Source organism: Micromonospora sp. NPDC003197, assembly GCF_053590565.1.
In genome coordinates, this window is record NZ_JBSFTE010000013.1 from 81,089 (window position 1) to 105,884 (window position 24,796).

Here is a 24,796-nt window from a genome sequence, read left to right on the forward strand (position 1 = left end):
CGCTGTTTGCCCCAGCGGACCCGATAACCAGTTAATCCCGCAACATCGACAGTCCTGAGGAAACTGATGCTGCTCAAGCAACGTACCGCCCCCGAGGGGGCCTGGAAAGTAGCCGTTCCGTTACTTCGAGATTCTGGCGGAGGGCGGTTGTACGTCTCGTTGGCGAGGCCGAGTTGGCATTCGGTCGTTCTGGTCGGCGGGCTGGTGAGCCTGACCCGGGAGTGCCTGACCCTCACCGGACTGACCGACCACGTGACGCTCTCCAACCTTGCCTATGCCGCCGCAGCGACTCTCGCGCTGCTCTGTGGCCAACTCGTGAGCTGGTATGCCCGCAGCGAGCGGATCTCACGAATCCTGAGCGGTCTACTCAGCACGACCGGACTTGCGCTGACCAGCGTGGCCGCTGGGCCCTCGCTGCTGCCCCAGAGCAGCGCGCTCGTTCTCGTACTCGGGCTGACCTGCATCGGTGAACTCGGCTACCGGCGACAGCTATCACCCCCGCATGGCAGGCCGACCACCAACCGTCCGAGTTGGCAGCACCGTCCTGGTCGTCCGACGGTCGTTCCGGCGGCCAAGGAAAGGAAGACCCGATGAGCGCGACCCTGATGCTGTCCGAAGTCGTACTGGAACGCGACGGTCAGATTGTCGCGGCCTACGCCGTACGCCGGGACGTGCGCGGCGACGTGGTGCTTCTCGACCATGAGACGTGCGGAGGCGGGAGGGGAGGCTGGGATACGCCTCGGGCGCTGGTGGCCGTGCCCACCGTCGCCAACAGCCGGTAGTGGTGCTGCGGGTGGGCGTGGTGGCTGGTGCATCAGGCCCACCCTTTGTCGCCCGGTTGTGCAACACTCCGGCGCGACAGCCACCTGGTGTGGATATCTCCTGTGACAGGAACCCCCGATGAATCTGCAACAGCTCCAGGCACAGCGGCAGCTGATCATCCGGCAACGTATCCGGATGATGGTCAACCAGTACGAGGTCCATTCGGTGCTCGGTGACGGGACCGAAGGCGAGCTGCTCGCCTTTGCCCAGCAGAAGCGTATGGCCTTCAAGGAGCAGGTGACCCTCTACACCGACGACACCAAGCAGGTGCCGGTGCTCGGCTTCAAGGCCCGTCAGGTCATGGACCTCGGGGCGACCTACGACATCGTCGACCCCAACGGGACCGCACTGGGGCTGTTCCGCAAGGACTTCAAGAAGTCGCTGCTGCGTTCCACCTGGCATGTCGAGCAGCCCGGCATCGGGATGGCCACCGGCCAGGAGCGCAACGTGACCGTTGCCATCCTGCGCCGGTTCATCGACTCACTGGCCTGGCTGCCGTACCACTTCGACTTCACCATCGACGGGCAGGTGGCCTTCTCGGTGGACAAGAAGTGGGGCCTGCGCGACAGGTACGTGGTCGACATCCACCACCCGGGTCTCGACCGGCGGGTGGTCATCGCCATGGCCGTCGGACTGGACGCACTCCAGAGCCGCTGACCAGCGGCTCTGCCGCTCAGGGCGGGCCTGCCGCTCAGAGCGGGCCTGCCGCTGACGTTGGGCCGGCCGCTTACGTGGACGCGGCGCGGAGTTGACGCAGGACGTACTCGAGGAACGCGGTGACCTCGGCGACCGGCACCACGCGTCCGGCGGCCCGACCAGCGGCGTGGCTCGCGACCGCCGATTCGATCAAACCGGCGAAGGCCGGAGCGGCGGTCCGGGCCCACCGGGCCGCCGCCGGCTTGGCGTACCACCGCTGCTGCGCGGCGAACCGCAACGCCCGGCACCCATTGAGTACGGAGTTGTCGCCGTGCGCGGCGGGATCGGCCAGGTGCGCCGCCATCGACTCCACCACCACCGGCAGCAGTACGGCGAACGGCACCGGCCGCAGCACGCGGCGCGGATCCGGCCCAGCCAGCGCCCACCCGCTCTGCCAGGTGATCGACCGGTCGATGGCGTACCAGAAGCCAGGCCCGTCGGTCGGGTCGAAGCTGACCTTCGGCGGCAGTTCGCGGCCGGTGTTGAGATCGAGCAGATAGCCAGCGGCGATGCCGCCGTCGTTGACCGCCGCCCGGGGATAGAGCACGAACTCCAGGCCGGTGGCCGGGCAGGGCAAATCGTCGTGGGCGAGTCGGGCCGCGATCGCCGCCAGCACCGATCGTGGCGGCGGATGCTCGACCACGGCGATAAGGTCGAGATCACTCCGGCCCGGGGTGTAGCTGGCCAACGCGAGGGAACCGGTGGGGTAGACCCCGACGAGTTCGGTGCTGAGGATAGCGCTCAGGTGACGCACGACTGCGTCAAGATAGGCGGATTCGGCCGGCGGGACCCGGATCGGCATCGATTCACCCTAGGGTCGGTGGGTCGATCTTTCAATGGAGGAGGAGAGCGTGAGTCAGGAAGTACGTGGCGTGATCGCCCGGGCCAAGGGGGCACCGGTCGAGGTGGCCACCATCGTCGTACCCGACCCCGGGCCGGGCGAGGCGGTCGTCCGGATCCAGGCCTGCGGTGTCTGCCACACCGACCTGCACTACCGCGAAGGCGGCATCAACGACGAGTTCCCCTTCCTACTCGGCCACGAGGCGGCCGGCATTGTGGAGCAGGTCGGCGCGGGCGTCACCGACGTCGAGCCGGGTGACTTCGTGGTGCTCAACTGGCGGGCGGTCTGCGGCACCTGCCGGGCCTGCCGCCGAGGGCGGCCGTGGTACTGCTTCAACACGCACAACGCGAAGCAGAAGATGACCCTCACCGACGGCACCGAACTCACCCCGGCGCTGGGCATCGGCGCGTTCGCGGAGAAGACCCTGGTCCACGCCGGGCAGTGCACCAAGGTCGACCCGGCCGCCCGCCCGGCCGCCGTGGGGCTGCTGGGCTGCGGGGTGATGGCCGGGCTCGGCGCGGCGATGAACACCGGGCAGGTGACCCGGGGCGACTCGGTCGCGGTCATCGGCTGCGGTGGGGTGGGCGACGGCGCGGTGGCCGGGGCGGTTCTGGCCGGTGCGACGACGATCATCGCGGTGGACACCGACCCACGCAAACTCGACTGGGCCCGGAAGTTCGGCGCGACGCACACCGTCAACGCGCGGGAGACCGACCCGGTCGAGGCGATCCGGGAGCTGACCGGCGGGCACGGCGCGGACGTGGTGGTGGATGCGGTCGGCCGCCCCGAGACCTGGCGGCAGGCGTTCTACGCTCGGGACCTGGCCGGCACAGTCGTGCTGGTCGGCGTTCCCACCCCGGAGATGAACGTCGAGCTGCCGCTGCTGGACGTCTTCGGTCGGGGCGGGGCGCTCAAGTCCAGCTGGTACGGCGACTGCCTGCCCGATCGGGACTTCCCACTGCTGACCGAGCTCTACCTTCAGGGCCGGCTGGACCTGGACGGCTTCGTCACCGAGGAGATCGCCCTGGATGATGTCGAGGCGGCCTTCGCCAAGATGCACCACGGTGACGTGTTGCGCTCGGTGGTGGTCCTCTGATGGCAGATCCTTCGGCGGCCCAGCGGCCGGAATCGGCTGCTCGGATCGACCATGCGGTCACCTCGGGCACCTTCTCCCTCGACGGGCAGACCTTCGACGTGGACAACAACGTCTGGGTGGTCGGCGACGACACCGAGTGCGTGATCGTGGACGCGCCGCACGACGTCGACGCGATCCTGCGTACCGTCGGCGGCCGGCGGGTGCGGGCCATCCTCGCCACGCACGCCCACGACGACCACGTACGGGTCGCGCCAGCGTTGGCCGAGGCGACCGGGGCCCCGATCCTGCTGCACCCGGACGACCGGGTGCTGTGGGATCTCGTACACCCGGATGTCGCGCCCGACGGCGACCTGCACGACGGGCAGCGCCTCGAGGTCGGCGGCACAACGCTGGAGGTACGCCACACCCCCGGGCACAGCCCGGGTGCCTGCTGCCTCTACGCGCCGGAGTTGGGTGTCGTCTTCACCGGTGACACCCTCTTCGCGGGTGGCCCGGGGGCGACCGGCCGGTCGTACAGCGACTTCGGCACGATCATCGAGTCGATCCGGGGCCGACTGTTCGACCTGCCTGCGGAAACTGTGGTGCACACCGGGCACGGCGACAGCACCGCCATCGGTGCCGAGGCCCCGCACCTGGACGAGTGGCTGGCCCGAGGCCACTGAGCCCGGGAGTTCGCGCCGGCGGTGCCACCGAGCCCGGCTAGCTCGTGCCGGCGGTGCCACTGAGCCCGGTGAGCGGGTGAGTCACCCGCTGGGTGGAACACCAGGTACCTCATGCCAGCCGGATGACGTACGTGGTGTTCCACCCACGGTCGACCGGTCAGCGCGCCGCGCCCACCAGCCGGTCCTCGGCCTCTTCGATCCGCTGGTTCCATTCGCGCTTGGACGACTGCCAGCCGTCCTCGTCGACGCCGCGCCGCCAGTAGCCGGAGATGGACAGCGCCTCCTTGGGCAGGCCGCGCTCGACCCGCAGCAGGTGGCGCAGCTCCTTGACGAAGTGCGCCTCACCGTGGACGAACGCGTGCACCGCGCCGGGCAGGAAGTCGAGGGCCCGTACCGCCTCGACCAGCGCCACGCCGACCGCCCGGTCCTCCCGGTGCAGCCAGACGATCTCGGCCGCCCCCTCGGTGAACAGTTTCTGCTCCTCGGCCGGGCCGGACACCTCGACGAAGATCCGGGCCGGGGCGTCGACCGGCAGCCGTTCCAACGCGGCGGCGATCGCCGGCAGCGCACTCTCGTCCCCGGCCAGCAGGTGCCAGTCGGCGTCCGGGCTCGGCGCGTACGCCCCACCCGGTCCGCGCAGCATGATCTGGTCGCCCGGCCGGGCCTGCGCCGCCCACGGTCCGGCCAAGCCCACGTCGCCGTGGTAGACGAAGTCGAGAGTCAGCTCCAGCGCCGCCGGATCCCAGGCCCGGACGGTGTACGTGCGGGTCCGCGGCCACTGCTCGCGGGGCAGGTCCTGGCGGACCGTCGTCAGATCCAGCGGGACCGGGTACACCACCCCGTCCGGCGGGAAGATCAGTTTGACGTAGTGGTCGGTGAAGGCACCCGCACCGAACCCGGCCAGCCCGTCACCGCCCAGCACCACGCGGATCATGTGCGGGGTCACCCACTCGGTACGCTGCACCGTGGCATAGATGACCTGGGATTTATTCCTGGCGTCCGTCACGAGGTAAGGCTAGCCTAAGCGGGCCTTCGATCGGATCGGGGTACGTCGAAGACATGCGAATACTGATGATCGGTGGATCTGGCCTGGTCGGCACGATGATCCTGCCCCACCTCGCCCAGCAGCACGACATCCGCGTCCTGGACCCTCGACCATCCGCCCCCGGTCCCTGGGAATACGTCGCCGGCGACGCCACCGACTTCGCATCGGTCACCGCCGCAGCCGCCGACACCGACGCCCTCGTCTACCTCGCGATGGGGCCGCTCGCCGGCTGGGGCGAGGCGGCCAACGTCGCCGCCCACTTCGACGCCAACGTCAAAGGGCTGCACCTGGCACTCTGGGCAGCCGCCGAAGCCGGGGTACAGCACGCCGTGGTGGCCAGCTCGATGTCGGTCTACCCGAACCCCGCCGACGACGAGGCGTACCCCGATCCGGGCACCCCGCCGCACGCCACCGACTTCTACGGACTGACCAAACGCCTCGGCGAGCAGGTCGGCCAAGCCGCCGTCGCCGAGCACGGGATCAGCCTGGTGGCGCTGCGGCTCTGCCTGCCCACGCCGGACGACCAGTGGCCGCGTACCGGCGACCGATGGAGTCGCACCATCGCCACGTCGGCCCGGGACACCGCGTCGGCCGTCGACGCCGCACTGGCGTACCGGGGGCACGGGTTCACCGCCGTGACGATCAGCGGTGACGCGGTCGGACGGATGACCAACGTCGACGCCGCCCGCCAGCTACTCGGCTGGGAACCACAGGACCCCACCGACCCGTAAGCCGACACCCTGCCCCGGGTCCGGCTCTGCGTCAGGAGACCTCTGCCGGGTCAGGCCCCGGGGCAGGCCAGCCGGACCGGCATCAGCACCGAAAACGTCCCCTCGTCGGCGGGCAGGCGGATCGCCAACGGGTTGATCGGCCCACCGAGTTCGAGCACCAACTGCCCCTGGCCGCTGGCGTCGAGCGCGTCGAGCAGGAACTCCCGGTTCACCCCGACGTAACCGGACTGGTCGAGATCCAGGCCAGCACCGTCCACCACCGCCAAGCCACCCGCCTCGTCCACAGTGAGGATGGCGACGTCGTACCGTACGCCGTTGCGCTCGCGTACGACGGTGGGTGCGACCCCCGGGGCCAGCGCCGCGCGCAGTGCCGGCGCATCGACGGTGACCCGCTGGCCCCCGGACGCGCAGAGCTGGCCGCCGGCTGTTTGAAGCCAGCTGCCGGATGTCCCCAGCTGACCGTCGGATGTCCCGAGCCGACCGCCGGATGCTTCAAGCCGACCGCCGAGCCGATTGCCGAGCCGCCGCCGGTAGTCGGGGAAGTCGTGCTCCAGCGCGGGCATGGCGAGGCGGTGTCCCGGCAGCTCGACGGTGATCACCGTCGGAGTCAGGGCGAGCTCCACCGGCTCGTCGTCGGTCAGCAGCTCCCGTAGCTGGTCGATCAGCGTCGCCGGGACGAGCAACTGCACCGGGGGACCGGTGACCTGACCCACCGCCGACTCGGCAACGGCGAGCCGGAACCGGTCGGTGGCGACCAGGCGCAGCCTCTCCGGTCCGACCTCGCACCAGACGGCGTTCAGCATTGGCAGCTCGGGATCACGGCCGATGGCGAACCGGACGGCGTCGATCGTGGCGGCGAGTTCCGCGCCGGTCAGGGTGAGGCGAGTGGTGTCGGGAACGCTGTCGTGGTCGAGCAGGTCATGTACCCGGGACAGCTCCCGGCGGGCGTCGGCGAGCCCGTCCTCCAGCCGGCGTAGGTGCGCGTCCAGCAGGCGGTGCACCGCCGCCGGGTCGGAACGCTGGGCCGCCACCGCCTGGCTGATCTCCGCCAGCGGCATGCCGACGCGGCGGAGACTGGCCACCATCCGGGCCGGGGCGATCTGCTGCGGGTCGTACCAGCGGTAGCCGGTGCTCGGGTCCACGGCGGCTGGCACCAGAACGCCGGCTCCGTCGTAGAAACGCAGGGCGCTGACGCTCAGCCCGCTGGCCCGGGCCATCTCACCGATGCTGCGCAGCTCACCATCCACGCCACGATCCTGCCGCCTCGACCAGGTCGAGGGTCAACCCGGCTTGGGTGTTAGGAAGGGCCCCTTCCTATGCAAAAAGCGATAACAAGGGGCCCTTCCTTACATCGGGGCGTCGGGTTGGAACACGGCGCGGACGCAGTCGTCGCGTTTGTCCTTGAAGAGTTGGTAGCCCTCGGGTGCCCGGTCCAGCGGCATCCGATGCGTTGCCAGGTGCTCGGTGCGTAGCTCGCCGCTGCGCATCCGGTCCAGCAGCATCGGGATGTAGCGCTGCCCGTGTTGCTGGGCGGACCGTAGGGTCAGCCCCTTGTTCATCACCGCGCCGAGCGGAAACTTGTCCACCAGCCCGGCGAAGACCCCGAGTACGAAGACACTGCCCCCCTTACGGCAGGCGTGGATCGCCTCCCGTACCGCGATCGGCCGGTCCGTCTCGATCCGCAACTGCTGTTTGACCTGGTCGTAGAGGAACTGCGGACCGGAGCTGTGCGCCTCCATGCCGACCGCCTCGATGCACACGTCCGGCCCTCGTCCGCCGGTACGCTCACGCAGCTCACCGCCGACGTCGGTGCGCTCGTAGTTGATCGTGTCAGCGCCGATGTGCCGCTCGGTCATCCGCAGTCGGTAGTCGAACCGGTCGATGCAGATGACCCGTTCCGCGCCGAGCAGCATCGCCGCCCGGGCGGCCATCTGCCCGACCGCCCCGCAGCCCCAGATCGCCACCACGTCCCCGGGACGTACACCCCCGAGGTCTGCGCCCATCCAACCGGTCGGGGCGGCGTCCGAGGCGAACACCGCCCGATCGTCGCTCACCTCGTCGGGCACCCGGAACGCGCCGGTGTCGGCGTACGGGACCCGCACGTATTCGGCATGGCTACCGGCGAAACCCCCCATGGCGTGCGAGTAGCCGTAGCAGCCGCCCGGGGCGAAACCCCAGGCCATCTCGGCGATCGCCGGATTGGTGTTGCCGTTGTCGCAGCAGGCGAAGAGCCCCTGCCGGCAGTACCAGCATCGCCCGCAGGAGATGAACGAGCAGACCACCACCCGATCGCCGACCGAGTGCCGGTGCACATCCGGCCCAACCTCCACGATCTCGCCCAGGAACTCGTGCCCGAGTACGTCACCGGCCTGCATGAACGGGATGTACCCGTTGATCAGGTGCAGGTCGGAGCCACAGACGGCGGTCTGCCGTACCTTGACGATGGCGTCCTGGGTATTGCGGATCTGCGGATCCGGGACCCGCTCGACCGCCAGCTTGTCGACACCCTCCCAGCACAGCGCCTTCATCCGGCAGCCCTCACCATCGCCCCTGGTCGCGACCGTGCCGGGTGGCCACCTCCAACGGCCGGTTGAGCAGCGTACGGCGGGTCGTGCTGGGCAGGTCCGGGGTGAGCAGCTCACCCGTCTCGGCCAGCTGCTTGGCCTGGCGCAGCGCGGCGCGTAGTGCCATGCGCGGATCGTCACCAGTGAGGTGGGCGACCATGCCGGTCAACGCATCGGAGCCGCCGGCCCGCAGTCGGGCCGCCAGTTCGGTGCCCCGCCCACCGGGGGCGGGCCGAATCCGGGTTTCGACCCCGTCGCCGAGCCGGACGAGTGGTTCGGGCAGCCGACCTTCCGGTGCGACCTGGGCGGGGGGCCGGTCGACCGTCACCGTCTGCCACCGGGACGGCCATCTGCCGGTGAAGTTCCGGTCCAGCCGGTTTCCCCGGTCCAGCAAGGAAGCTCGGCCCAGCAAGCTACCCCGACCTGGCCAGATGCCCCGACCCGGCCAGTTGCCCCGACCCGGACGGGACAACGCCCGGTGCAGCGCGACCGCCCCGGCCGTAACGACGGCCGCCGCCGCTGCCGCACCCTTCGCCACCCGTCCCATCAGCCTCACCCGTCCCGTTCCATGCCGTACGACGGTCTGCTCCGGCCATGGTGGGCAACGGTCGGGTGAACCAGGCTCCCCCCGAAGGGGTGAACCGCAGCGGGTCGGGTAACCGGCGCCGGCGAGCAGCGGTCGGCCTCGTCGACGGGCGGCACGGACACCCCGCCCTGTCGTACTGGTGGAGGTGATGGGGCGAAGATGGTGGAGGACCGGATCCAGGATGGCCAGCGGTCCGTACCGCTGCTGGCGGCCAAACTGGCGGTGGCCGCGCTGCCTGGCGAGGTGGTGGTGCGACCCCGACTGTTCCAGCTGCTCGACACGGGCGTCACCGGGCCGGTCACCCTGGTCTCCGCGCCCGCCGGCTGGGGCAAGACCACGCTGCTGAGCGCCTGGAGCCGGGCCCGGGACGGGAAGACACCCGCCTGGCTTTCCGTCGAGTCCGGGGACACCGGCGACCGGCTCTGGGCGTACCTGCGGGCGGCCCTGACCATCGACGGCCCGGGCGATCGTGCCGCCGGGTCGGGGCCCGATGGTCGGCCCGGCTTTCTCGAACATCTGGCGGCGGCCCTCGCCGAGCGGGCGGAACCGACGATCCTGGTCATCGACGATTTCCACCGGATCGACGAGCCGACCGTGCTCGACGACCTCGAATTTCTGCTCCGGCACACGGGGGACCGGCTGCGTCTGGTGCTCGGCGGTCGGCGCGCCCCGACGTTGGCCCTGCATCGCCGCCGGCTCAGCGGCGAGCTGACCGAGATCGGTGCCACCGAGTTGGCCTTCACCGCCGAGGAGACGACCGAACTGCTGGCCGCGCACGAGGTCACCCTTGCCGCACGGCAGGTGTACGACCTGCGGGCCCGGACCGAGGGCTGGCCGGCCGGGCTGCGCATCGCCGCCCGGTCGCTACGCGGACACCCTGATCCGGCGCGGTTCGTCGCCGGGTTCTCCGGTGACCATCCGGACGTTGCCGGCTATCTGACCGAGGAGGTGCTGGCCGCGCTGCCCGACCGGGAGCGGGACGTGTTACGCCGTATCGCAATCACCGACCAGGTCTCCGGCGACTTGCTCGACGCCCTGACCGGGGAGTCCGACGGCGACCGGGTGCTGGCCGAACTGCACCAGCGGATCGGGTTCGTGGTGGCACTCGGCACCCGGCCTCCGTCGTACCGGTGTCATCGGATGTTGGCGGAGTTGCTCCGAAGCGAGCTGCGGCGGTGGCCGGCCGACCGGGTGCTCGACCTGCACCGTCGGGCAGCCACCTGGCAGGTGGCGCACGCCCGACCGGAGGCCGCGCTCCGGCACGCGCTTGCCGCCGGGGACCGGACACAGGCGGTCGACCTGGTGCTCGGGCACTGGACCGAACTGCTGCCGTACGGTCCGGCCGAACCGAACCCGCCGTCGGTCGTACCGGAGGTGTCGGTGGCACCAGCGGCGTCGGTCGTATCAGCGCGGTCCGGCGTACCGGGCGGGTCGGTGGCACCAGCGCGGTCGGGCGTACCGGCCGGGTCGCCGATCGGAGCGTCGGCCGCCTCGGGTGATCCGGAGCTGGCCCTGGCGTACGCGGCGGAGCACCTGAGCCGGCACGACCCGGCGGCCCGAGACTGGCTGCGGCTCGCCGTGGCGGACGAAGGCTTGCGCGTCGGGGAGCAGGGAGACCGGTTCGCCGTACCGGTCGCGGCGCTGCAACTGGCCGTCGCGCGACTCACCGGCGAGCCAACCGACGTACGCCCCGCCGCCGACCGGCTGCTCGCCCTCGCGCCCCCGGCCGGACCGGCCGCCGGCCAGCCCCCCGCCGACCTGGCCCTCCGGGCCATTGCGCACGCCACGCTCGGGACCACCCTGCTCGGGGCCGGTGACCTGCCGGCGGCCGAGGCTGAACTCACCGTGGGCCTGGCCGACGCGGAACCGGCCGGTCTGCCTCGGGCGGCCCGAGCCTGCGCCGCTGGGCTTGCCCTCGTGCACGCGGTCCAGGGCCGGCTGCGTGAGGCCGAAGACGCGGCGCGGATGGCGTTGGAGCCGACGCCCCAATCGGGCGGGGCCACGTTCTCCCCGGCTGAGCCGCTGCCGCACGGCCCGCACCCGGGCGACTGCGCCGCCGCTCACCTGGCGCTGGCGGTTGTTGCCCTGGAACGGAATCATCCGGCGGACGCTGACAGTCAACTCGCCATGGCCGGCCAGTGGCCCGGTGAAGGCGGCGATCCAGCGTTGGCCGCGCTCGCTGCCCTGGTCCGGGCACAGCTGCTGCGCGCCCGGGGTGAGTTGGCGGGTGCCCAGCGGATTCTGCGCGCCGGCCGGGAAGAGTTGGCTGATCTGCCGGGATCCCCGGAGCTGACACATTGGCTGCTGGCGGCCGAGGCCGATCTGCATACCGCACACGGCGACACCCACGCCGCCCGCAAGCTGCTGTTACCCCTGGTCAACCGTGCTACGTCAGCGCTGAACGGCGACGCGTCGCCGGTCAGCTCGGAAACGCCGTTGGTCGACGGTGGTACGCCAGCGGTCGAAGCGCTCGCGGTGGCGCTGGCCCGCAGCTACCTGGCCGATGGTGATCCGGCCGCCGCGTCCCGGGCCCTGCCGGCGTGGACCGATCCGGCGGCGCACCACTGGCCGGTGCCGGTACGACTCGCAGCCGGCCTGCTCGACGCGCTGATCGCTGCGCGCCTCAGCGACGGCCGGCGGGCCGCGCGCACCCTCGAACAGGTGCTCGCCTTGGCGGAACCGGAGGGCTTTCGGTGGATCTTCGTGCACGCCGAGCCGTCGACCCGGGACCTGCTCGCCGCGCACCTGGACACCGGCACCGCCTACTGGCCCACCATCAGCGAGTTGGTCGTGGCCCAGGAGCCGCCGAGCAGCGGGGCGGCGGCCCGCCCCAGGATCCTCGGCGAGCCGCTGACCGAACGGGAACTGACCATCCTGCGTTACCTACAGAGCATCCTCTCCAATGTGGAGATCGCCAGCGAGCTGTCCCTGTCGGTCAACACCGTCAAGACCCACATCCGCAACATCTACCGCAAACTCGACACCAGTCGCCGCCGGGAGGCTGTCCGTCGGGCCCGGGAACTGCGCCTGCTCTAACGGCCGAGACGCGACCCAGTCAGACCCGGGCCGGCCAGTCAGACCCGGGCCGAGGCGCGACCCAGTCAGACCCGGGCCGGCCAGTCAGACCCGGGCCGGGTCAGGCCCCGGCTGCCTGGTCGACGGCGGCCAGCAGCTCGGTCAGGGCGTACGAACCGTCGTGCCGGATGCCGTTGACGAAGAACGTCGGCGCGTGGTCCACCCCGCTACGGATTCCGCTGACGAAGTCGTCCCGGACCGCACCCAGGTGGGCGTGCGTACGTAACTCCTCCGCCACCTCGTCCACCGGTAGCCCGAGCTGCTGCACGCCGAGCGAGAGATGGACCGGGTCGAGCTGGTCCTGGTGTTCGAAGAGCCAGTCGTGCATCGTCCAGAACTGGCCCCGGGCACCGGCCGCCTCGGCCGTCTCCGCGGCGTTCTCCGCGTACGGGTGCACGTTGATGATCGGAAAGTGCCGGAACACCAGGCGTACGACCTCGGCGCGCTGCCGTAGCAGCTCGGTCAGGTTGGGATGGGCGGCCCCGCAGTGCGGGCACTGGAAGTCGGCGTAGACGACGACGGTCACCGGGGCCTCCGACACGCCTCGGATGTGGTCCTCCTCGGTCACCGGGGTCCGCAACCGGCTGACCGTGACCTGCAACGGGGTACTCATGGGTCACAGCCGTACCGTGATGTGGTTGTGCACGTCGACGATGCCCGGCGCGGACCAGGCGATCCGCTCGGCCACCTCGCGTTCGAGCCAGGACCGGACGGTGCCGCTCAGCATGATGACGTCGTCCTGCACCTGGATGTCGATGTGTTCGGCGTCGGCCTCGGCGGTGCGGGTCAAGGCGTTCTTGATCTGCTGCGTCAGGTCGTCCGGCGTCGGTTGGTTTCCCGGCCGGACGAAGATGCCGTTGCTGACCCCACGGACGGCGCTCAGCTGGCACACCGCCCGTTCCGCCGCCCGTTTCTGGTGTTCCCATTCGACCTCGCCGCGCAGGGTGACCCAGCCGTGGGAGACGGTCACGTCGAGTTCCCGGATCGACACGACGGCATCCCACTCCAGGGTTTGGGCTACGGCTGTGGCGATCTCCGGGTCGCTGCGTTCAGCCGCGCTGGGCAGCCGTACCTCAATGTCGTTGGCTACCGCGCGCACCTGGTTCACCCGGTGCGCGGCCCGTTCCGCCGCCCACTTCTTCGCGTAGTTCTCCACCCAGCCGGCGAGGGTCACCACGCCCTCGGTCACCGACACGCCAATCTCGTTGGGCTGGATCCGGGGTTCCCAACTCAACTCGTCGAGCACATCGTTCTGAATGTCCCGGTCGGTACGGGTGATCGATTGTGCCGACATGGGCGTTCCTCCCGAGGTCCCGTCGTGGGGTGCCCAAATCCGGCCGACCGGTGGTGCGGCACCCGTCATCGCTGATGCTCGCGTCCCGTCGGGTGAACTGCCCTCGTCCGCAGCGGGTGAAGTGCCGTCGCAGAAAACGCGCCCCGTGCCCCCCGAGCACAACCGGCGGGCCATATCGTGGGTCCTCGACAGCGGGCCGGTGGTTGCGGCGACGACGGTGAGGAACGGCGGATGACCACGGAACAGGAAACGCCACCGACGCACCCGGACGGGGCCGATGACACGGGGAAAGCAGGCTCCCGGGGCCGTAGCGCCGGTCGGTTCCTGCTCCGGTTGCTGCGGCACGAGTGGACCCTGGCGTCGATCGGCGGGCTGCTGCTCGCGGTCGTCCTGACCTGGCCGACGCTGCGGGACATCACCGAGACGATCCCGCAGGACATCGGTGACCCGATCCTTCAGGCGTGGCAGATCGCCTGGGGCGGGCATGTGCTGAGCACCGACCCGACCCAGCTCTGGCACTCCAACTCTTTCTTCCCGGAGCCCTACACCTACGCCTATTCCGACACCCTGCTCGGCTACGCCCCGGCCGGCATGATCGGCGAGGGGCCGGTCGCGGCCGTGGTGCGCTACAACATCTTGTACGTCCTGGTGCACGCACTCGCCTTCGTCGGCGCGTACGCCCTGGTGCGTCAGCTCGGCGCGAACCGGATCGGCGGTGCGGTGGCCGGCGTCGCCTTCGCGTACGCCCCGTGGCGGTTGGCCCAGGCCGGCCACCTGCACGTGCTCTCCATCGGCGGGATCGCACTCTCCCTGGCGATGCTGGCCCGGGGCCATGGCTGGTCGCTGCGGTACGGCTACCGGCCCGAGCGGCGCCGGCCCGGCTGGGCGCTGGCCGGCTGGCTGGTCGCCGCCTGGCAGATCAGCCTCGGCTTCGGTATCGGCCTGCCATTCGGGTACGTCCTCGGCCTGCTCTGCCTGGCGGCGTTGATCGGGTACGGCTGGTCGTGGTGGCGGCGGAAGGCCCGCCCGGTCTTCGGTGGTCGGCTGCTCGCCGCAGACCTGGTCGGTGGCGTGATCTTTGGTGCGGTGACCCTCTTCATGGCGCTGCCCTACCTGGAGGTGGTGGAGCGGCATCCGGCCGGGCGACGCACGCTGGCGCACATCGAGATGTTCTCGCCGCCGTTGCGGGGCTTCTTCATCGCGCCGCCGGAGTCGTGGCTCTGGGGTGAGCGGCACGCCGCCGCCCGGGATACCTTGACGTTCGCCGGGGAGATGACCCTGCTGCCGGGGGTCACCCTGATCGCACTGGCCTGTGCCGGGTTGTTTCTTTCCGCGTGGCGGCCGATCCATCGGGTGTTCCTCGCGGTCGGTGTGCTGGTCAGCGTCGCACTCGCCTCGGGTACCCAGTTCGGCGGCGATGGTGACCCGGGCTACGCGACGCTGGTCAAGTACTTCCCTGGCTGGGACGCGCTGCGTACGCCGGGCCGGCTGGTGCTCTGGACCACGCTGCTGCTCGCCATCCTGGCGGCCGGTGTGCTCAGCGCGAACCTACGCCGGCCGGAGCCGGTCACCGAGCCGGTCACCGAGCCGGTTACCGAGCCGGTTACCGAGACCGACCTCGGGTCGGCTTCCGGAACGGCCGCTGCGGCGTCCGCCGGAACAGCCACTGCCGGAACAGCTAACGCCGTGACGGATACCCGACAGCGATCGGGGCGTCGATGGCTTGTCCGGCTGGCCATGCTGGTGCCGCTCGCGCTGGTCGCGGTGGAGGGGATCAACCTCACTCCACATGCGACGGTCATCCCACAGCCGGCCGCACTCCGGAACCAGACAGGTCCACTACTGGTGCTACCCAGTGACGGCATCCTCGAATACAGCGTCATGCTCTGGTCGACGGACGGTTTCCCGCAGATCGTCAACGGGCTGGCCTCGTTCACGCCGGATACCCAGGCACAGACCCGGGCGATGACGGAGAGCTTCCCGGACGCGGCGAGTGTGGCCTATCTACAACAGCTCGGTATCCGAACCGTTGTCGTACTTCCCGGGTATGCGGTGGGCACCCCATGGCAGGATGTGATTGACCGGCCGGTGGACGGACTGGATGTCCGACGCGAGGAGATCGCTGGTGCGGTGGTCTTCCACCTCAGCTGATCGAGCCTCCCGGCTGGATCGGACGGCGCGTACGTTCGATGATCAAGCGCGGGATGCCGGGGAGGTGGGGAATGGACCGGCGGGCGGCGGCACTGTTCGGGGGCATTGTCGCGGTGGGGCTTGGGCCTGCCGTCTGGTTGGGCGGCACCCTGTTTCGGGTCGATCCGGCCCCGCGGAAACCGGTGCCGGTGATGACCGAGTTGCCGACCGTCGCGCCGACCGAGACCACGTCGGGGTCGAGCGTCGATCCGTTGCCCACCGAACCGACCGGTCCCTATCGGGATGGCCCGGACTGGTATCTGCCCGGGGAACCGACCATCGGCCCCGGTCCGGTCGATCCGCTGCCGGAACCGAGCGAATCGGCGGCACCACCGTCGGGTTCGCCGTCGCCGGGGGAGACGCCAACGCCACCACCCGCGACGCTCGATCCCTCTGCCGAGCCACCGGTGAACCCGTGGCCCGTCGATTCATGGCCCGCCATGCCCTGGCCCGATGACCCGTGGTCGGACGAGCCCGGGCCGGGCGGCCCAGGACCGGGCCGGCCGGGCCGGCCGGGACCAGGTTGACAGGTTGCATCCGTACATGTGAATGTTTGCGCGTGGCCGGTGCGGGAGCCGAGCCGGTGTGGGAGCCCCAGGGCCGTCTCCCACGTCAGGTAGTTTTCGCTCCCGCACGTGCCCAGCGCTGGCGGTCGACCCCCACCACCCGGAACCGGCTTGCCGTGACGTGGATCGGTGACCCGCCCCTGACGCGATGCGGGACTTCCGAGAGGAAGCCGTGATGCGTAGGAGTTCTGGCGGCGTACTCGTGTCCGCCGCGACCGCGACGGCGGTCGCCGTCGCCACTGGCGCGGTGGTCGTCGCCGCTCAGCTGATCATCAGCCCGTCGACCCCGGCGTCGGCCGCCGTGGTCGAGCCGTACTCGTGGAAGAACGTCCGAATCGACGGTGGCGGGTTCGTCCCGGGCATCGTCTTCAACCAGAGCGAACCAAACCTGATCTACGCGCGTACCGACATCGGTGGCGCGTACCGCTGGGAGCAGACCAGCCAGTCGTGGACCCCGCTACTGGACTGGGTCGGTTGGGATCGGTGGGGCTGGAACGGGGTGCTCAGCATCGCCACCGATCCGGTCCAGACCAACCGGGTGTACGCCGCCGTCGGCATGTACACCAACAGTTGGGACCCGAACAACGGTGCGATCCTGCGCTCGGCGGACAAGGGGGCCACCTGGCAGGCGACCGAACTGCCGTTCAAGGTCGGCGGCAACATGCCCGGTCGGGGTCAGGGCGAACGGCTCGCCATCGACCCGAACCGCAACAGCGTCGTCTACTACGGGGCCGAGGGCGGCAACGGACTGTGGCGCAGCACCGATCATGGCGTCACCTGGGCGAAGGTCGCCAGTTTTCCGAACCCCGGCAACTACGTCCAGGATCCGGGCGACAGCAGTGGCTACCTGAGCCAGAACCAGGGCGTCACCTGGGTCAGCTTCGACAAGAGCACCGGTACGGCCGGCAACACCACCCAGACCATCTACGTCGGGGTGGCGGACAAGCAGAACCCGGTCTACCGCAGCACCAACGGTGGCACCTCCTGGGAACGCCTCCCCGGCTCGCCGACCGGCTACCTGGCCCACAAGGGCGTGGTCGACCACGTCGGGGGACACCTCTATCTCGCCACCAGCGACACCGGTGGCCCGTACGACGGGGGCAAGGGCGATGTCTGGAAGTTCAGCCGGAGCAGCGGCGCGTGGACCCAGATCAGCCCGGTCCCGTCCAGCAGCTCCGACGACTACTTCGGCTACAGCGGGCTGACCATCGACCGGCAGAACCCGAACACGATCATGGTGGCCACCCAGGTCTCCTGGTGGCCGGATGCGATCTTCTTCCGGAGCACCGACGGCGGCGCGACCTGGACCCGGATCTGGGACTGGACGAGCTACCCCAACCGCAGCAAGCGCTACACGATGGACGTCACCTCCGTGCCGTGGTTGACCTTCGGCAGCAATCCGTCGCCACCCGAGGAGACCCCGAAGCTGGGCTGGATGAACGAGTCCCTGGAGATCGATCCGTTCGACGGCAACCGGCTGATGTACGGCACCGGCGCGACCATCTACGGCACCACGAACCTGCGGAGCTGGGACTCCGGCAGCCAGATCACCATTCGGCCGATGGTCAAAGGGCTGGAGGAGACCGCCGTGCTCGACCTGGTCAGCCCACCGACCGGGGCGTCGTTGATCAGCGGGCTCGGCGACGTCGGCGGATTCCGGCACACCAACCTGGACGCCGTACCGTCGATGATGTTCACCAGCCCCATCTTCACCTCCACCACCAGCCTGGACTACGCCGAATCCAACCCGGCCGTCATGGTCCGGGCGGGCAACTTCACCGACGCCGACCGGCCGAACGACAGCCACGTCGCCTTCTCCACCGATGGCGGGGCCAACTGGTTCCAGGGCACCGAGCCGGGCGGCATCAACAGCGGCGGTACGGTCGCCGCCTCGGCCGACGGCAGCCGCTTCGTCTGGGCACCGGGCGACTCCGGCCAGCCGGTGGTCCGCTCGGTCGGCTTCGGCAACTCGTGGACCCCGGCGACGGGTATCCCGGCCAACGCCCGGATCGAGTCCGACCGGGTCGACCCGAACCGGTTCTACGGCTTGGGCGGCGGCCGGTTCTATGTCAGCACCGACGGCGGAGCGAGCTTCGCCGCCACCGCCGCCACTGGCCTGCCGGCGGACGGGCGGTTCAAGGCGCTGCCCGGGACCGCCGGGGACATCTGGTTGACCGGCGGAGAAGCGGCCAGCGGCGGGATCTGGCGGTCGACCGATGCCGGGGCGAGCTTCACGAAGCTCACCACAATCACCGGCGCGGTCAGCGTCGGCTTCGGCCGGGCGGCACCGGGCCGGATGTACCCGGCGGTCTTCACGATGGGCACGGTCGACGGCCGTACCGGCGTGTACCGCTCCGACGATGCGGGCGCGACCTGGGTACGCATCAACGACGACCAGCACCAGTACGGCAACGCCGGTGAGGCGATCAGCGGCGATCCCCGGATCTACGGCCGGGTCTACCTGGGCACCAACGGCCGGGGCATCCTGTACGCCGACCGGCTGGGCGGCCCGACCGGCAGTCCGACGATCACCCCGACCGGCAGTCCGACAGGTAGCCCGAGTCCGACTGGTTCGCCGACGACCCCGCCTCCGACCACTCCGCCTCCGACGACCCCGCCCCCGACCAGCTCCCCACCGGCCGGGGCGTGCGCGGCCAGTTACCGGGTGACCAACTCCTGGTCAGGCGGCTTCCAGACGGAAGTGACCGTACGTAACACCGGCTCGTCGGCGATCACCGGTTGGGCGGTCGGTTGGACGTTCCCCGACGGCCAGACGATCTCCCAACTCTGGGGCGGTACGCACACCCAGACCGGCGCGAACGTCACGGTCCGCAATCTGTCGTACAACGGCAACCTCGCCCCGAACGCGGCGACCACCTTCGGCTTCCTCGGCACATGGGCCGGGGTCAACGGCGTACCGGCGACGATCAGCTGCACCACATCCTGACCCGGACCGGGTGGCCGAGCCGTTGGAAGGCGGCTCGGCCACCCGGGCCATCGGGACGTTCTGAAATCAGCGATGCGGCATCGATCGTGCGGTGAATTCGATTCTGTCGATGATGTGATCCCTTGGTCGCCGGGTGGGGTTCGGGATCACGGTTGCCGCGTGGCGCTGGCCAGGGTGGTGGTCACGATCTTGTGGACGGCTGCAGGCTCTGGCGGGCTGTCCTTCCGCTCGGTGAACAGTAGGTGCGCGGCGCCGATCAGGGTGGGCGCGAGCGTGTGGATGTCGGCGTCGAGCGCTATCCGGCCGCGGTCGCGCTCGGCCGTCAGGTATCCGGCGATCATGGCGGTGCTCTCGCCGATGAGCGGGAACTGGGCGGTGCCGGCTGCGCGCAGCCGTGCGCGTAGCTCGTCGCGGGCGATGATGAGGGCCACGATTGCCACCATGACCGGCTCGAAGAGGGCTATCAGGGCGCGGGTCAGGTTGTCGGCGACGGTACCGGTCCCTGCCGTGTCCCGCAGCGCGGTGGCCTGCGCCTCGACCCGGGCGACACGGTCGAGCACCAGGTCGACGAGAAATGCGTCGAAATCAGCGAAATGTCGATGCAAGACGCCCTTGGCGACGCCCGCCTCGGTGGTGACCGCCCGGCTGGTCAGCCCGGTGACCCCCGCCTGGATCAGCACCCGCACCGCCGCGTCGAAGAGTTGTTGACGCGGGTCCCGCAACGCTACGCCGGTGGGCAACGCGTACCTCCTTCTGTCGTTGAACGTTTGCGATTGCCTTAGTGGGCGATCGCCCACTAAAGTGGGCGCATGGTCACTCTATCGCCCTCGCCCAGCTCCGAACCACACCAGCATCGTCGACTGGCAGAGTCGTTCGGGTTGAACCCGGCACGGTATGACCGGGTCCGACCTCCGTACCCAGACACCATGATCGAGCAGATCGTGGCCGCCAGTCCTGGCGCCGACTTTCTCAACGTCGGCTGCGGAACCGGCATCGAGGCCCGTCAGTTTCGAGCCGCCGGCCGCAAGGTCCTGGGCGTCGAGCCCGATCCGCGGATGGCCGACTTCGCACGAGAAAGCGGCCTCGAAGTCGAGGTCGCGACCTTCGAGGCGTGGAACCCAGCCGGGCGCATCTTCGACGCGGTCGTGTCAGGTACGTCCTGGCACTGGGTCGACCCGGTTGCCGGCGCGGCGAAGGCGGCGCGGGTCCTGCGGCCGGGCGGCGTGCTGGCGCCGTTCGGGCATGCGTACCAGCTTCCGCCCACCGTGGCGGAAGCCCTCGCCACGGCCTACCGGCGGGCGGCCCCTGAGTCGCCGATCAACTTCAGCGGCCAACCAGGCGGCTCTGTCCTGGACGCGTACCAGGCGCTGTACGCCAAGGCTGCGGAGGGGATTCGCGAGGTTGGCGGGTTCGGGGAACCCGAGCTGTGGCGGTACGACTGGGAGCGTTCGTACCGTCGGGAGGAGCTCTCGGATCTGATGTCGACGTGGGGTGGCCTCAGCGATCTGCCACCGGAGCGGATGGCCGAGGTGCTGACAGCCGTGGACGGGGCGGTCAATGCGCTGGGCGGAACTGTCACGCTGTCGTACGCCACCTGGGGCCTCACCGCGATCCGGACCGATGCCCAGCCCTGAAGAAGCGGCCTAGTGGATGCGGCAAGTATGTCGCCTATCACCTAGCGAATGCGGGCAACGATCCTTTACTAGGCTCGCAGATGCTGATTAGGTTGCGAGCGTGGACAGGTTCCGGATCGGCGAAGCCGCCGAACTGCTCGGGGTCAGCGCCGACACCGTACGCCGATGGGTGGACAGCGGGCGGCTACCAGCGACCCGCGACGAACACGACCGTCGGGTGATCGACGGCGTCGACCTGGCTGGCTTCGCCCGCTCGCTGGCCGACGAACCCGACGAGGGGACCAGCCGCTCGTCGGCCCGCAACCGGCTGCGCGGCATCGTTACCGCCATCACCCGGGACACCGTGATGGCCCAGATCGACATCCAGGCCGGCCCGTTCCGGCTGGTCGCCCTGACCAGCCGGGAGGCGGTCGACGAGCTGGGCCTGCGGGTCGGGTCGGTGGCCGTCGCGGTGGTCAAGTCGACCACCGTCATGGTGGAGCTGCCCCGATGAGCGGACGAAGCAGCACCGGGAAGCACCGAGCCGGGTGGCACCGAGCCGTGGAGGCGCCGGCACCTGTGGGGCGGTTCGGCCGGCGGCGCGCCTGGAACGGGGTCGCCCTCGCGCTCGCCCTCGTGATCGCCGGAGCGGCCGGCTGCACCTCGTCCGATCGCGGCGGTGCCGGCCGCGCCGGCGGCGACCCGGGGCAGCCGACCGGCACCGTCACTGTGCTCGCCGCCGCGTCGCTGACCGAGACGTTCACCAAGATCGGTACAGATTTCGAGGCCGCCCACCCCGGCGTACGGGTCGTCTTCTCCTTCGCCGGCAGCTCGCAACTGGCCAGCCAGATCAATTCCGGTGCCCCCGCCGACGTCTTCGCCGCGGCCAGCCCGGCGACCATGAAAACCGTCACCGAGGCGGCCCGCGACATCGACCAGCCCCGGGTCTTCGCCCGCAACCAGCTGGTCATCGCCGTACCGGCGGGCAATCCAGCGCAGGTCACCGGTCTGCGTGACCTGTCCCGGTCGGGGCTGAAGGTGGCGCTCTGCGCCCCGCAGGTGCCATGCGGGGCGGCGGCTCGGACCGCGCTCGACACCGCCGGGGTGGCGCTCACCCCGGTCACCCTCGAACAGGACGTGAAGGCCGCGCTGACCAAGGTACGGCTGGGCGAGGTGGACGCGGCACTGGTCTACCGCACCGACGTACGGGCGGCAGCCGGGCAGGTCGACGGCATCGAGTTCGCCGAGTCGGCCGCCGCGGTCAACGACTATCCGATCGTGGCGCTGCCCGGGGCACCGAACCCGACCGGGGCGGCGGCCTTCGTGGCGTACATCCTGTCCGAGCCGGCCCGTACGGTGCTTACCGAGGCCGGATTCCAGCCGGCATGATCGTGGCATCCCGTACCCGGCCGGTCGGCGGTCGCCTGCCCGTGGTGCTGCTCGTACCGGCCCTGATCGGGTTGGCGTTCCTGGTGCTGCCGGTGGCCGGCCTGCTGATCCGTACCCCGTGGTCGTCGCTGCCGGCCCGGCTGACCGCACCCGGGGTGCTCGACGCGTTACGACTGTCGCTGGTCAGCGCCACCCTTGCCACCCTGCTCTGCGTGATCTTCGGGGTGCCGCTGGCCTGGCTACTGGCGCGTACGTCGATTCCCGGCCGACGGTTGATCCAGGCGCTGGTGACCGTGCCGCTGGTGCTGCCCCCGGTCGTCGGCGGCGTCGCGTTGCTGCTGGTCTTCGGTCGTCGGGGGATCCTCGGCGGTTGGCTCGACAGTACGTTCGGCATCACCCTGCCGTTCACCACCACCGGTGTGGTGCTGGCCGAGGCGTTCGTCGCCATGCCATTTTTGGTGATCAGCGTGGCGGGGGCGCTGCGCGGTGCGGACGCCCGATTCGAGGAGGCGGCGGCGACCCTGGGGGCCGGCCGGTGGACCGCGTTCCGCCGGGTCACCCTGCCGCTGGTAGCTCCGGGCATCGCCGCCGGAGCGGTGCTCTGCTGGGCTCGTGCCCTGGGGGAGTTCGGAGCCACCATCACCTTCGCCGGCAACTTTCCGGGCCGGACGCAGACCATGCCGCTCGCCGTCTACCTGGCGATGGAGACCGATCCGGAGGCGGCCATCGTGCTCAGCCTGGTGCTGCTCGTGGTCTCGGTGACGATCCTGGCCACCCTCCGGGAACGCTGGACGACGACGCCATGACTGCGCTGGACGACGACGCCGTGACTGCGCTGGACGACGACGCCGTGACTGTGGTGGAGCCGGCCGCTTATCTCTCGGGCGACCAGCGGTCGGCTGGTGACCGTTTCCCGGTGGTGGACGCGCACCTGGTGGTCGACCGAGGAGCCTTCCGGCTCGACCTGGCACTGACCCTCACCGCCGGTGAGGTGGTTGCTCTGGTCGGTCCCAACGGGGCCGGCAAGAGTACGGTGCTGCGGGCGCTGGCCGGGCTGCTGCCCCTGCACGACGGGCACATCGACCTGGCCGGCGAGCGGGTGGACGAGCCGGCTGCCAAAGCGTTCCGTGATGGTCTGCCTCGTGCCGGTCTGCTGCATGCTGGTTTGACGCGTGCCGGTTTGACGCGCGTTGGTCGGTTTGTGCCCGCCGAGCGCCGGCCGATTGGCGTGGTGTTCCAGGATTACCTGCTCTTTCCACACCTGTCCGCGCTGGACAACGTCGCCTTCGGTCCGCGCTGCCGGGGCGTGCGCAAACGGGAGGCACGGGACGAGGCCGCCCGGTGGCTTGCCCAGGTGGGGCTGACCGAGTACGCCCACCGCCGGCCCCGCCAACTCTCCGGCGGACAGGCACAGCGGGTGGCGTTGGCTCGCGCGCTGGCCGTACGCCCGGCCCTACTTCTGCTTGACGAACCGCTGGCGGCGCTCGACGCCCGGACCCGGCTGGACACCCGCGCCCAGCTACGCCAGCACCTGACCGAACATCAGGGCGCCACCCTGCTGGTGACCCATGATCCGCTCGATGCGCTGGTACTGGCCGACCGGTTGCTCGTCGTGGAGGAGGGGCGGTTGGTGCAGCAGGGCGACCCGGCCGAGGTGGCTGCTCGCCCCCGCACCGAGTACGTCGCCAGCCTGGTGGGACTCAACCTGTATCGCGGCCAGGCCGACGGGCGTACCGTGGCGCTGACCGACGGTCCGGTCCTTGCCGTCGCCGACGAGGTGCACGGTCCCGCCTTCGTGGCGTTCCCGCCGTCGTCCGTCACGTTGTCGCAGACCAAACCGGCCGATGCGGGCAATACCTGGCCGGTACGGGTGACCGGGGTGGAGCCGTACGGCGACAATCTGCGGGTCCGTCTCGCGAGCACACAGTCCCACCCTGCCGACGTCCCGCCCGCCGGGCCACTCCCTGCTGACGTCCCGCCCGCCGGGCCACTTCGTGCTGACGTCCCGCTCGCGGTGGCGGCCCGCCTGGATCTGCGTACCGGGGGTCGACTCTGGGCCACGGTCGACTCCGCCACCGCCCACGCCTACCCCGCAGGTTAGGAAGGGCCCCTTCCTAGCGTTTTTTGCATAGGAAGGGGCCCTTCCTAACACCTGTCAGATGTCGAGGCCGGTCGAGGGCTTCAGCGAGTCGGTGTCGACGAATTCCAGGTGCTCGGCGGTACGGACGGCCTCGGCGCGACTCAGCACGGCCTGGGCCATCGAGCCGACGGCCCAGCCGATCGCCGCACCGGCCAGGCCGGCCCCGATCAGCAAGCCCCAGGGCAGCCCTGGTCGCCGGCCGGCGAGGGCGTCCACGGCCGAGGTCGCCCGGTGCCACGCCTCGTTGGCGACGGGTACGACCCGGTCGTTGGCCCCGTCAGCGAGGTGGTTGGTGGCCCGTTTTGCCGAGCGTACGCCGTCCCGGGCCAGGTCCCCGGCCGAGTTGACCGTGGAAATCACCTGCTCCCAGGCCTGGTCGGCAATGCGTTCGGGCTTGCTCCGGCGGTCCAGCAGACTGGTTCCGAACATGGTGCTACCTCCTCGGGTGCCGACAGCAGCGAGCGCTCTGGATAGCGGCATCTGTTCGGCGGTCGATTTCCTCTCTTCGAGGTGCCCGAACATGCTTCCCGGCAAACGCG

At 70.3% G+C, this 24,796-nt stretch carries 24 protein-coding genes; 15 read left to right on the top strand and 9 right to left on the bottom strand.

Annotation, left to right across the window (positions count from 1 at the left end; genetic code table 11):
- Window positions 1-66 precede the first annotated feature (66 nt).
- The 3 genes from ACWDV4_RS16570 to ACWDV4_RS16580 all read left to right on the top strand — a co-directional run bounded on the left by ACWDV4_RS16570 (window position 67) and on the right by ACWDV4_RS16580 (window position 1,479).
- The gene (locus ACWDV4_RS16570) at window positions 67-594 is read left to right on the top strand and encodes a hypothetical protein (RefSeq protein WP_449979360.1); all 528 of its coding nucleotides are present in this window, start codon (window positions 67-69) and stop codon (window positions 592-594) included.
- Window positions 591-782 (top strand): hypothetical protein, encoded by a 192-nt coding sequence (locus ACWDV4_RS16575; RefSeq protein ID WP_449979362.1) that lies wholly within the window; start codon window positions 591-593, stop codon window positions 780-782. Before ACWDV4_RS16570 ends, ACWDV4_RS16575 begins: the two co-directional genes overlap by 4 nt.
- Window positions 783-900: 118 nt before the next feature.
- Window positions 901-1,479, top strand: coding sequence for a hypothetical protein (locus ACWDV4_RS16580; RefSeq protein WP_449979364.1), 579 nt, complete (start codon window positions 901-903; stop codon window positions 1,477-1,479).
- A gap of 70 nt (window positions 1,480-1,549) precedes the next feature.
- Here ACWDV4_RS16580 and ACWDV4_RS16585 read toward each other — a convergent pair whose 3' ends face one another.
- Window positions 1,550-2,320, bottom strand: a complete 771-nt coding sequence (locus ACWDV4_RS16585; RefSeq protein ID WP_449979366.1) for an aminoglycoside adenylyltransferase domain-containing protein — start codon at window positions 2,318-2,320, stop codon at window positions 1,550-1,552.
- 49 nt (window positions 2,321-2,369) lie between these two features.
- On the opposite strand from ACWDV4_RS16585, the gene ACWDV4_RS16590 reads away from it, so the two are divergent.
- Window positions 2,370-3,455, top strand: a complete 1,086-nt coding sequence (locus ACWDV4_RS16590) for an S-(hydroxymethyl)mycothiol dehydrogenase (protein WP_449979369.1) — start codon at window positions 2,370-2,372, stop codon at window positions 3,453-3,455.
- Window positions 3,455-4,117: an MBL fold metallo-hydrolase gene (locus ACWDV4_RS16595; RefSeq protein WP_449979371.1), complete on the top strand. Its 663-nt coding sequence runs from the start codon at window positions 3,455-3,457 to the stop codon at window positions 4,115-4,117. The genes ACWDV4_RS16590 and ACWDV4_RS16595 overlap by 1 nt, the downstream gene beginning before the upstream one ends.
- A gap of 157 nt (window positions 4,118-4,274) precedes the next feature.
- On the opposite strand, the gene ACWDV4_RS16600 is transcribed toward ACWDV4_RS16595, so the two are convergent.
- Entirely contained in the window at window positions 4,275-5,123 is an 849-nt protein-coding gene (locus ACWDV4_RS16600; RefSeq protein WP_449979374.1) for a siderophore-interacting protein, read from the bottom strand.
- A gap of 53 nt (window positions 5,124-5,176) precedes the next feature.
- Here ACWDV4_RS16600 and ACWDV4_RS16605 point away from each other — a divergent pair, with 53 nt between their 5' ends.
- Window positions 5,177-5,893: an NAD-dependent epimerase/dehydratase family protein gene (locus ACWDV4_RS16605; protein WP_449979376.1), complete on the top strand. Its 717-nt coding sequence runs from the start codon at window positions 5,177-5,179 to the stop codon at window positions 5,891-5,893.
- A 50-nt stretch (window positions 5,894-5,943) separates the two neighbouring features.
- On the opposite strand, the gene ACWDV4_RS16610 is transcribed toward ACWDV4_RS16605, so the two are convergent.
- From ACWDV4_RS16610 to ACWDV4_RS16620, 3 genes are all read right to left on the bottom strand, one after another.
- Window positions 5,944-7,128: a DNA polymerase III subunit beta family protein gene (locus ACWDV4_RS16610; RefSeq protein ID WP_449979639.1), complete on the bottom strand. Its 1,185-nt coding sequence runs from the start codon at window positions 7,126-7,128 to the stop codon at window positions 5,944-5,946.
- Between the two features lie 111 nt (window positions 7,129-7,239).
- Complete coding sequence (locus ACWDV4_RS16615) at window positions 7,240-8,421, bottom strand: zinc-dependent alcohol dehydrogenase (protein WP_449979379.1); 1,182 nt, start codon at window positions 8,419-8,421, stop codon at window positions 7,240-7,242.
- Window positions 8,422-8,431: 10 nt separating this feature from the next.
- Complete coding sequence (locus ACWDV4_RS16620) at window positions 8,432-8,851, bottom strand: hypothetical protein (RefSeq protein ID WP_449979642.1); 420 nt, start codon at window positions 8,849-8,851, stop codon at window positions 8,432-8,434.
- Between the two features lie 351 nt (window positions 8,852-9,202).
- Here ACWDV4_RS16620 and ACWDV4_RS16625 point away from each other — a divergent pair, with 351 nt between their 5' ends.
- Window positions 9,203-12,079 carry a LuxR C-terminal-related transcriptional regulator gene (locus ACWDV4_RS16625; RefSeq protein ID WP_449979382.1) on the top strand — a complete coding sequence of 959 codons (2,877 nt, stop codon included), beginning with the start codon at window positions 9,203-9,205 and terminating at the stop codon, window positions 12,077-12,079.
- A 100-nt stretch (window positions 12,080-12,179) separates the two neighbouring features.
- On the opposite strand, the gene ACWDV4_RS16630 is transcribed toward ACWDV4_RS16625, so the two are convergent.
- Together ACWDV4_RS16630 and ACWDV4_RS16635 are read right to left on the bottom strand one after the other, a co-directional pair.
- On the bottom strand, window positions 12,180-12,731 hold the full coding sequence (locus ACWDV4_RS16630) for a DsbA family protein (RefSeq protein WP_449979385.1): 552 nt from the start codon (window positions 12,729-12,731) through the stop codon (window positions 12,180-12,182).
- A gap of 3 nt (window positions 12,732-12,734) precedes the next feature.
- Window positions 12,735-13,412 carry a BON domain-containing protein gene (locus tag ACWDV4_RS16635; protein WP_449979388.1) on the bottom strand — a complete coding sequence of 226 codons (678 nt, stop codon included), beginning with the start codon at window positions 13,410-13,412 and terminating at the stop codon, window positions 12,735-12,737.
- A 231-nt stretch (window positions 13,413-13,643) separates the two neighbouring features.
- Between ACWDV4_RS16635 and ACWDV4_RS16640 the strand changes: the two genes are divergently transcribed.
- From ACWDV4_RS16640 to ACWDV4_RS16650, 3 genes are all read left to right on the top strand, one after another.
- On the top strand, window positions 13,644-15,563 hold the full coding sequence (locus tag ACWDV4_RS16640) for a hypothetical protein (protein WP_449979391.1): 1,920 nt from the start codon (window positions 13,644-13,646) through the stop codon (window positions 15,561-15,563).
- A 71-nt stretch (window positions 15,564-15,634) separates the two neighbouring features.
- Window positions 15,635-16,129: a hypothetical protein gene (locus tag ACWDV4_RS16645; protein WP_449979394.1), complete on the top strand. Its 495-nt coding sequence runs from the start codon at window positions 15,635-15,637 to the stop codon at window positions 16,127-16,129.
- A gap of 214 nt (window positions 16,130-16,343) precedes the next feature.
- Window positions 16,344-19,115 carry a cellulose binding domain-containing protein gene (locus ACWDV4_RS16650; protein WP_449979397.1) on the top strand — a complete coding sequence of 924 codons (2,772 nt, stop codon included), beginning with the start codon at window positions 16,344-16,346 and terminating at the stop codon, window positions 19,113-19,115.
- A gap of 146 nt (window positions 19,116-19,261) precedes the next feature.
- Here ACWDV4_RS16650 and ACWDV4_RS16655 read toward each other — a convergent pair whose 3' ends face one another.
- Window positions 19,262-19,855, bottom strand: coding sequence for a TetR/AcrR family transcriptional regulator (locus ACWDV4_RS16655; protein ID WP_449979399.1), 594 nt, complete (start codon window positions 19,853-19,855; stop codon window positions 19,262-19,264).
- Between the two features lie 186 nt (window positions 19,856-20,041).
- Between ACWDV4_RS16655 and ACWDV4_RS16660 the strand changes: the two genes are divergently transcribed.
- The 5 genes from ACWDV4_RS16660 to ACWDV4_RS16680 all read left to right on the top strand — a co-directional run bounded on the left by ACWDV4_RS16660 (window position 20,042) and on the right by ACWDV4_RS16680 (window position 24,218).
- On the top strand, window positions 20,042-20,749 hold the full coding sequence (locus ACWDV4_RS16660) for a methyltransferase domain-containing protein (RefSeq protein ID WP_449979402.1): 708 nt from the start codon (window positions 20,042-20,044) through the stop codon (window positions 20,747-20,749).
- A 100-nt stretch (window positions 20,750-20,849) separates the two neighbouring features.
- On the top strand, window positions 20,850-21,242 hold the full coding sequence (locus ACWDV4_RS16665) for a TOBE domain-containing protein (RefSeq protein ID WP_449979404.1): 393 nt from the start codon (window positions 20,850-20,852) through the stop codon (window positions 21,240-21,242).
- Window positions 21,239-22,117 carry a molybdate ABC transporter substrate-binding protein gene (modA, locus tag ACWDV4_RS16670; protein WP_449979406.1) on the top strand — a complete coding sequence of 293 codons (879 nt, stop codon included), beginning with the start codon at window positions 21,239-21,241 and terminating at the stop codon, window positions 22,115-22,117. The genes ACWDV4_RS16665 and modA overlap by 4 nt, the downstream gene beginning before the upstream one ends.
- Window positions 22,114-22,923, top strand: a complete 810-nt coding sequence (locus tag ACWDV4_RS16675; RefSeq protein WP_449979408.1) for an ABC transporter permease — start codon at window positions 22,114-22,116, stop codon at window positions 22,921-22,923. The genes modA and ACWDV4_RS16675 overlap by 4 nt, the downstream gene beginning before the upstream one ends.
- A complete protein-coding gene (locus ACWDV4_RS16680; protein WP_449979410.1) occupies window positions 22,920-24,218 on the top strand; it encodes an ABC transporter ATP-binding protein in 1,299 nt (432 codons plus the stop codon). Before ACWDV4_RS16675 ends, ACWDV4_RS16680 begins: the two co-directional genes overlap by 4 nt.
- 54 nt (window positions 24,219-24,272) lie before the next feature.
- Here the strand turns inward: ACWDV4_RS16680 and ACWDV4_RS16685 are convergent, their stop codons facing one another.
- Window positions 24,273-24,686 carry a hypothetical protein gene (locus ACWDV4_RS16685; RefSeq protein ID WP_449979413.1) on the bottom strand — a complete coding sequence of 138 codons (414 nt, stop codon included), beginning with the start codon at window positions 24,684-24,686 and terminating at the stop codon, window positions 24,273-24,275.
- Window positions 24,687-24,796 lie beyond the last annotated feature (110 nt).

Excerpts from the sequence above, each read along its gene's own strand:
- ACWDV4_RS16615 (WP_449979379.1), bottom strand. The coding sequence starts at position 8,421 with ATGAAGGCGCTGTGCTGGGAGGGTGTCGACAAGCTGGCGGTCGAGCGG.
- ACWDV4_RS16635 (WP_449979388.1), bottom strand. The coding sequence starts at position 13,412 with ATGTCGGCACAATCGATCACCCGTACCGACCGGGACATTCAGAACGAT.
- ACWDV4_RS16680 (WP_449979410.1), top strand. The coding sequence starts at position 22,920 with ATGACTGCGCTGGACGACGACGCCGTGACTGCGCTGGACGACGACGCC.
- ACWDV4_RS16570 (WP_449979360.1), top strand. The coding sequence starts at position 67 with ATGCTGCTCAAGCAACGTACCGCCCCCGAGGGGGCCTGGAAAGTAGCC.
- ACWDV4_RS16650 (WP_449979397.1), top strand. The coding sequence starts at position 16,344 with ATGCGTAGGAGTTCTGGCGGCGTACTCGTGTCCGCCGCGACCGCGACG.
- ACWDV4_RS16575 (WP_449979362.1), top strand. The coding sequence starts at position 591 with ATGAGCGCGACCCTGATGCTGTCCGAAGTCGTACTGGAACGCGACGGT.
- ACWDV4_RS16685 (WP_449979413.1), bottom strand. The coding sequence starts at position 24,686 with ATGTTCGGAACCAGTCTGCTGGACCGCCGGAGCAAGCCCGAACGCATT.
- ACWDV4_RS16625 (WP_449979382.1), top strand. The coding sequence starts at position 9,203 with ATGGTGGAGGACCGGATCCAGGATGGCCAGCGGTCCGTACCGCTGCTG.
- ACWDV4_RS16660 (WP_449979402.1), top strand. The coding sequence starts at position 20,042 with ATGATCGAGCAGATCGTGGCCGCCAGTCCTGGCGCCGACTTTCTCAAC.
- ACWDV4_RS16580 (WP_449979364.1), top strand. The coding sequence starts at position 901 with ATGAATCTGCAACAGCTCCAGGCACAGCGGCAGCTGATCATCCGGCAA.
- ACWDV4_RS16585 (WP_449979366.1), bottom strand. The coding sequence starts at position 2,320 with ATGCCGATCCGGGTCCCGCCGGCCGAATCCGCCTATCTTGACGCAGTC.
- ACWDV4_RS16605 (WP_449979376.1), top strand. The coding sequence starts at position 5,177 with ATGCGAATACTGATGATCGGTGGATCTGGCCTGGTCGGCACGATGATC.
- ACWDV4_RS16630 (WP_449979385.1), bottom strand. The coding sequence starts at position 12,731 with ATGAGTACCCCGTTGCAGGTCACGGTCAGCCGGTTGCGGACCCCGGTG.
- ACWDV4_RS16595 (WP_449979371.1), top strand. The coding sequence starts at position 3,455 with ATGGCAGATCCTTCGGCGGCCCAGCGGCCGGAATCGGCTGCTCGGATC.
- modA (WP_449979406.1), top strand. The coding sequence starts at position 21,239 with ATGAGCGGACGAAGCAGCACCGGGAAGCACCGAGCCGGGTGGCACCGA.
- ACWDV4_RS16675 (WP_449979408.1), top strand. The coding sequence starts at position 22,114 with ATGATCGTGGCATCCCGTACCCGGCCGGTCGGCGGTCGCCTGCCCGTG.
- ACWDV4_RS16640 (WP_449979391.1), top strand. The coding sequence starts at position 13,644 with ATGACCACGGAACAGGAAACGCCACCGACGCACCCGGACGGGGCCGAT.
- ACWDV4_RS16645 (WP_449979394.1), top strand. The coding sequence starts at position 15,635 with ATGGACCGGCGGGCGGCGGCACTGTTCGGGGGCATTGTCGCGGTGGGG.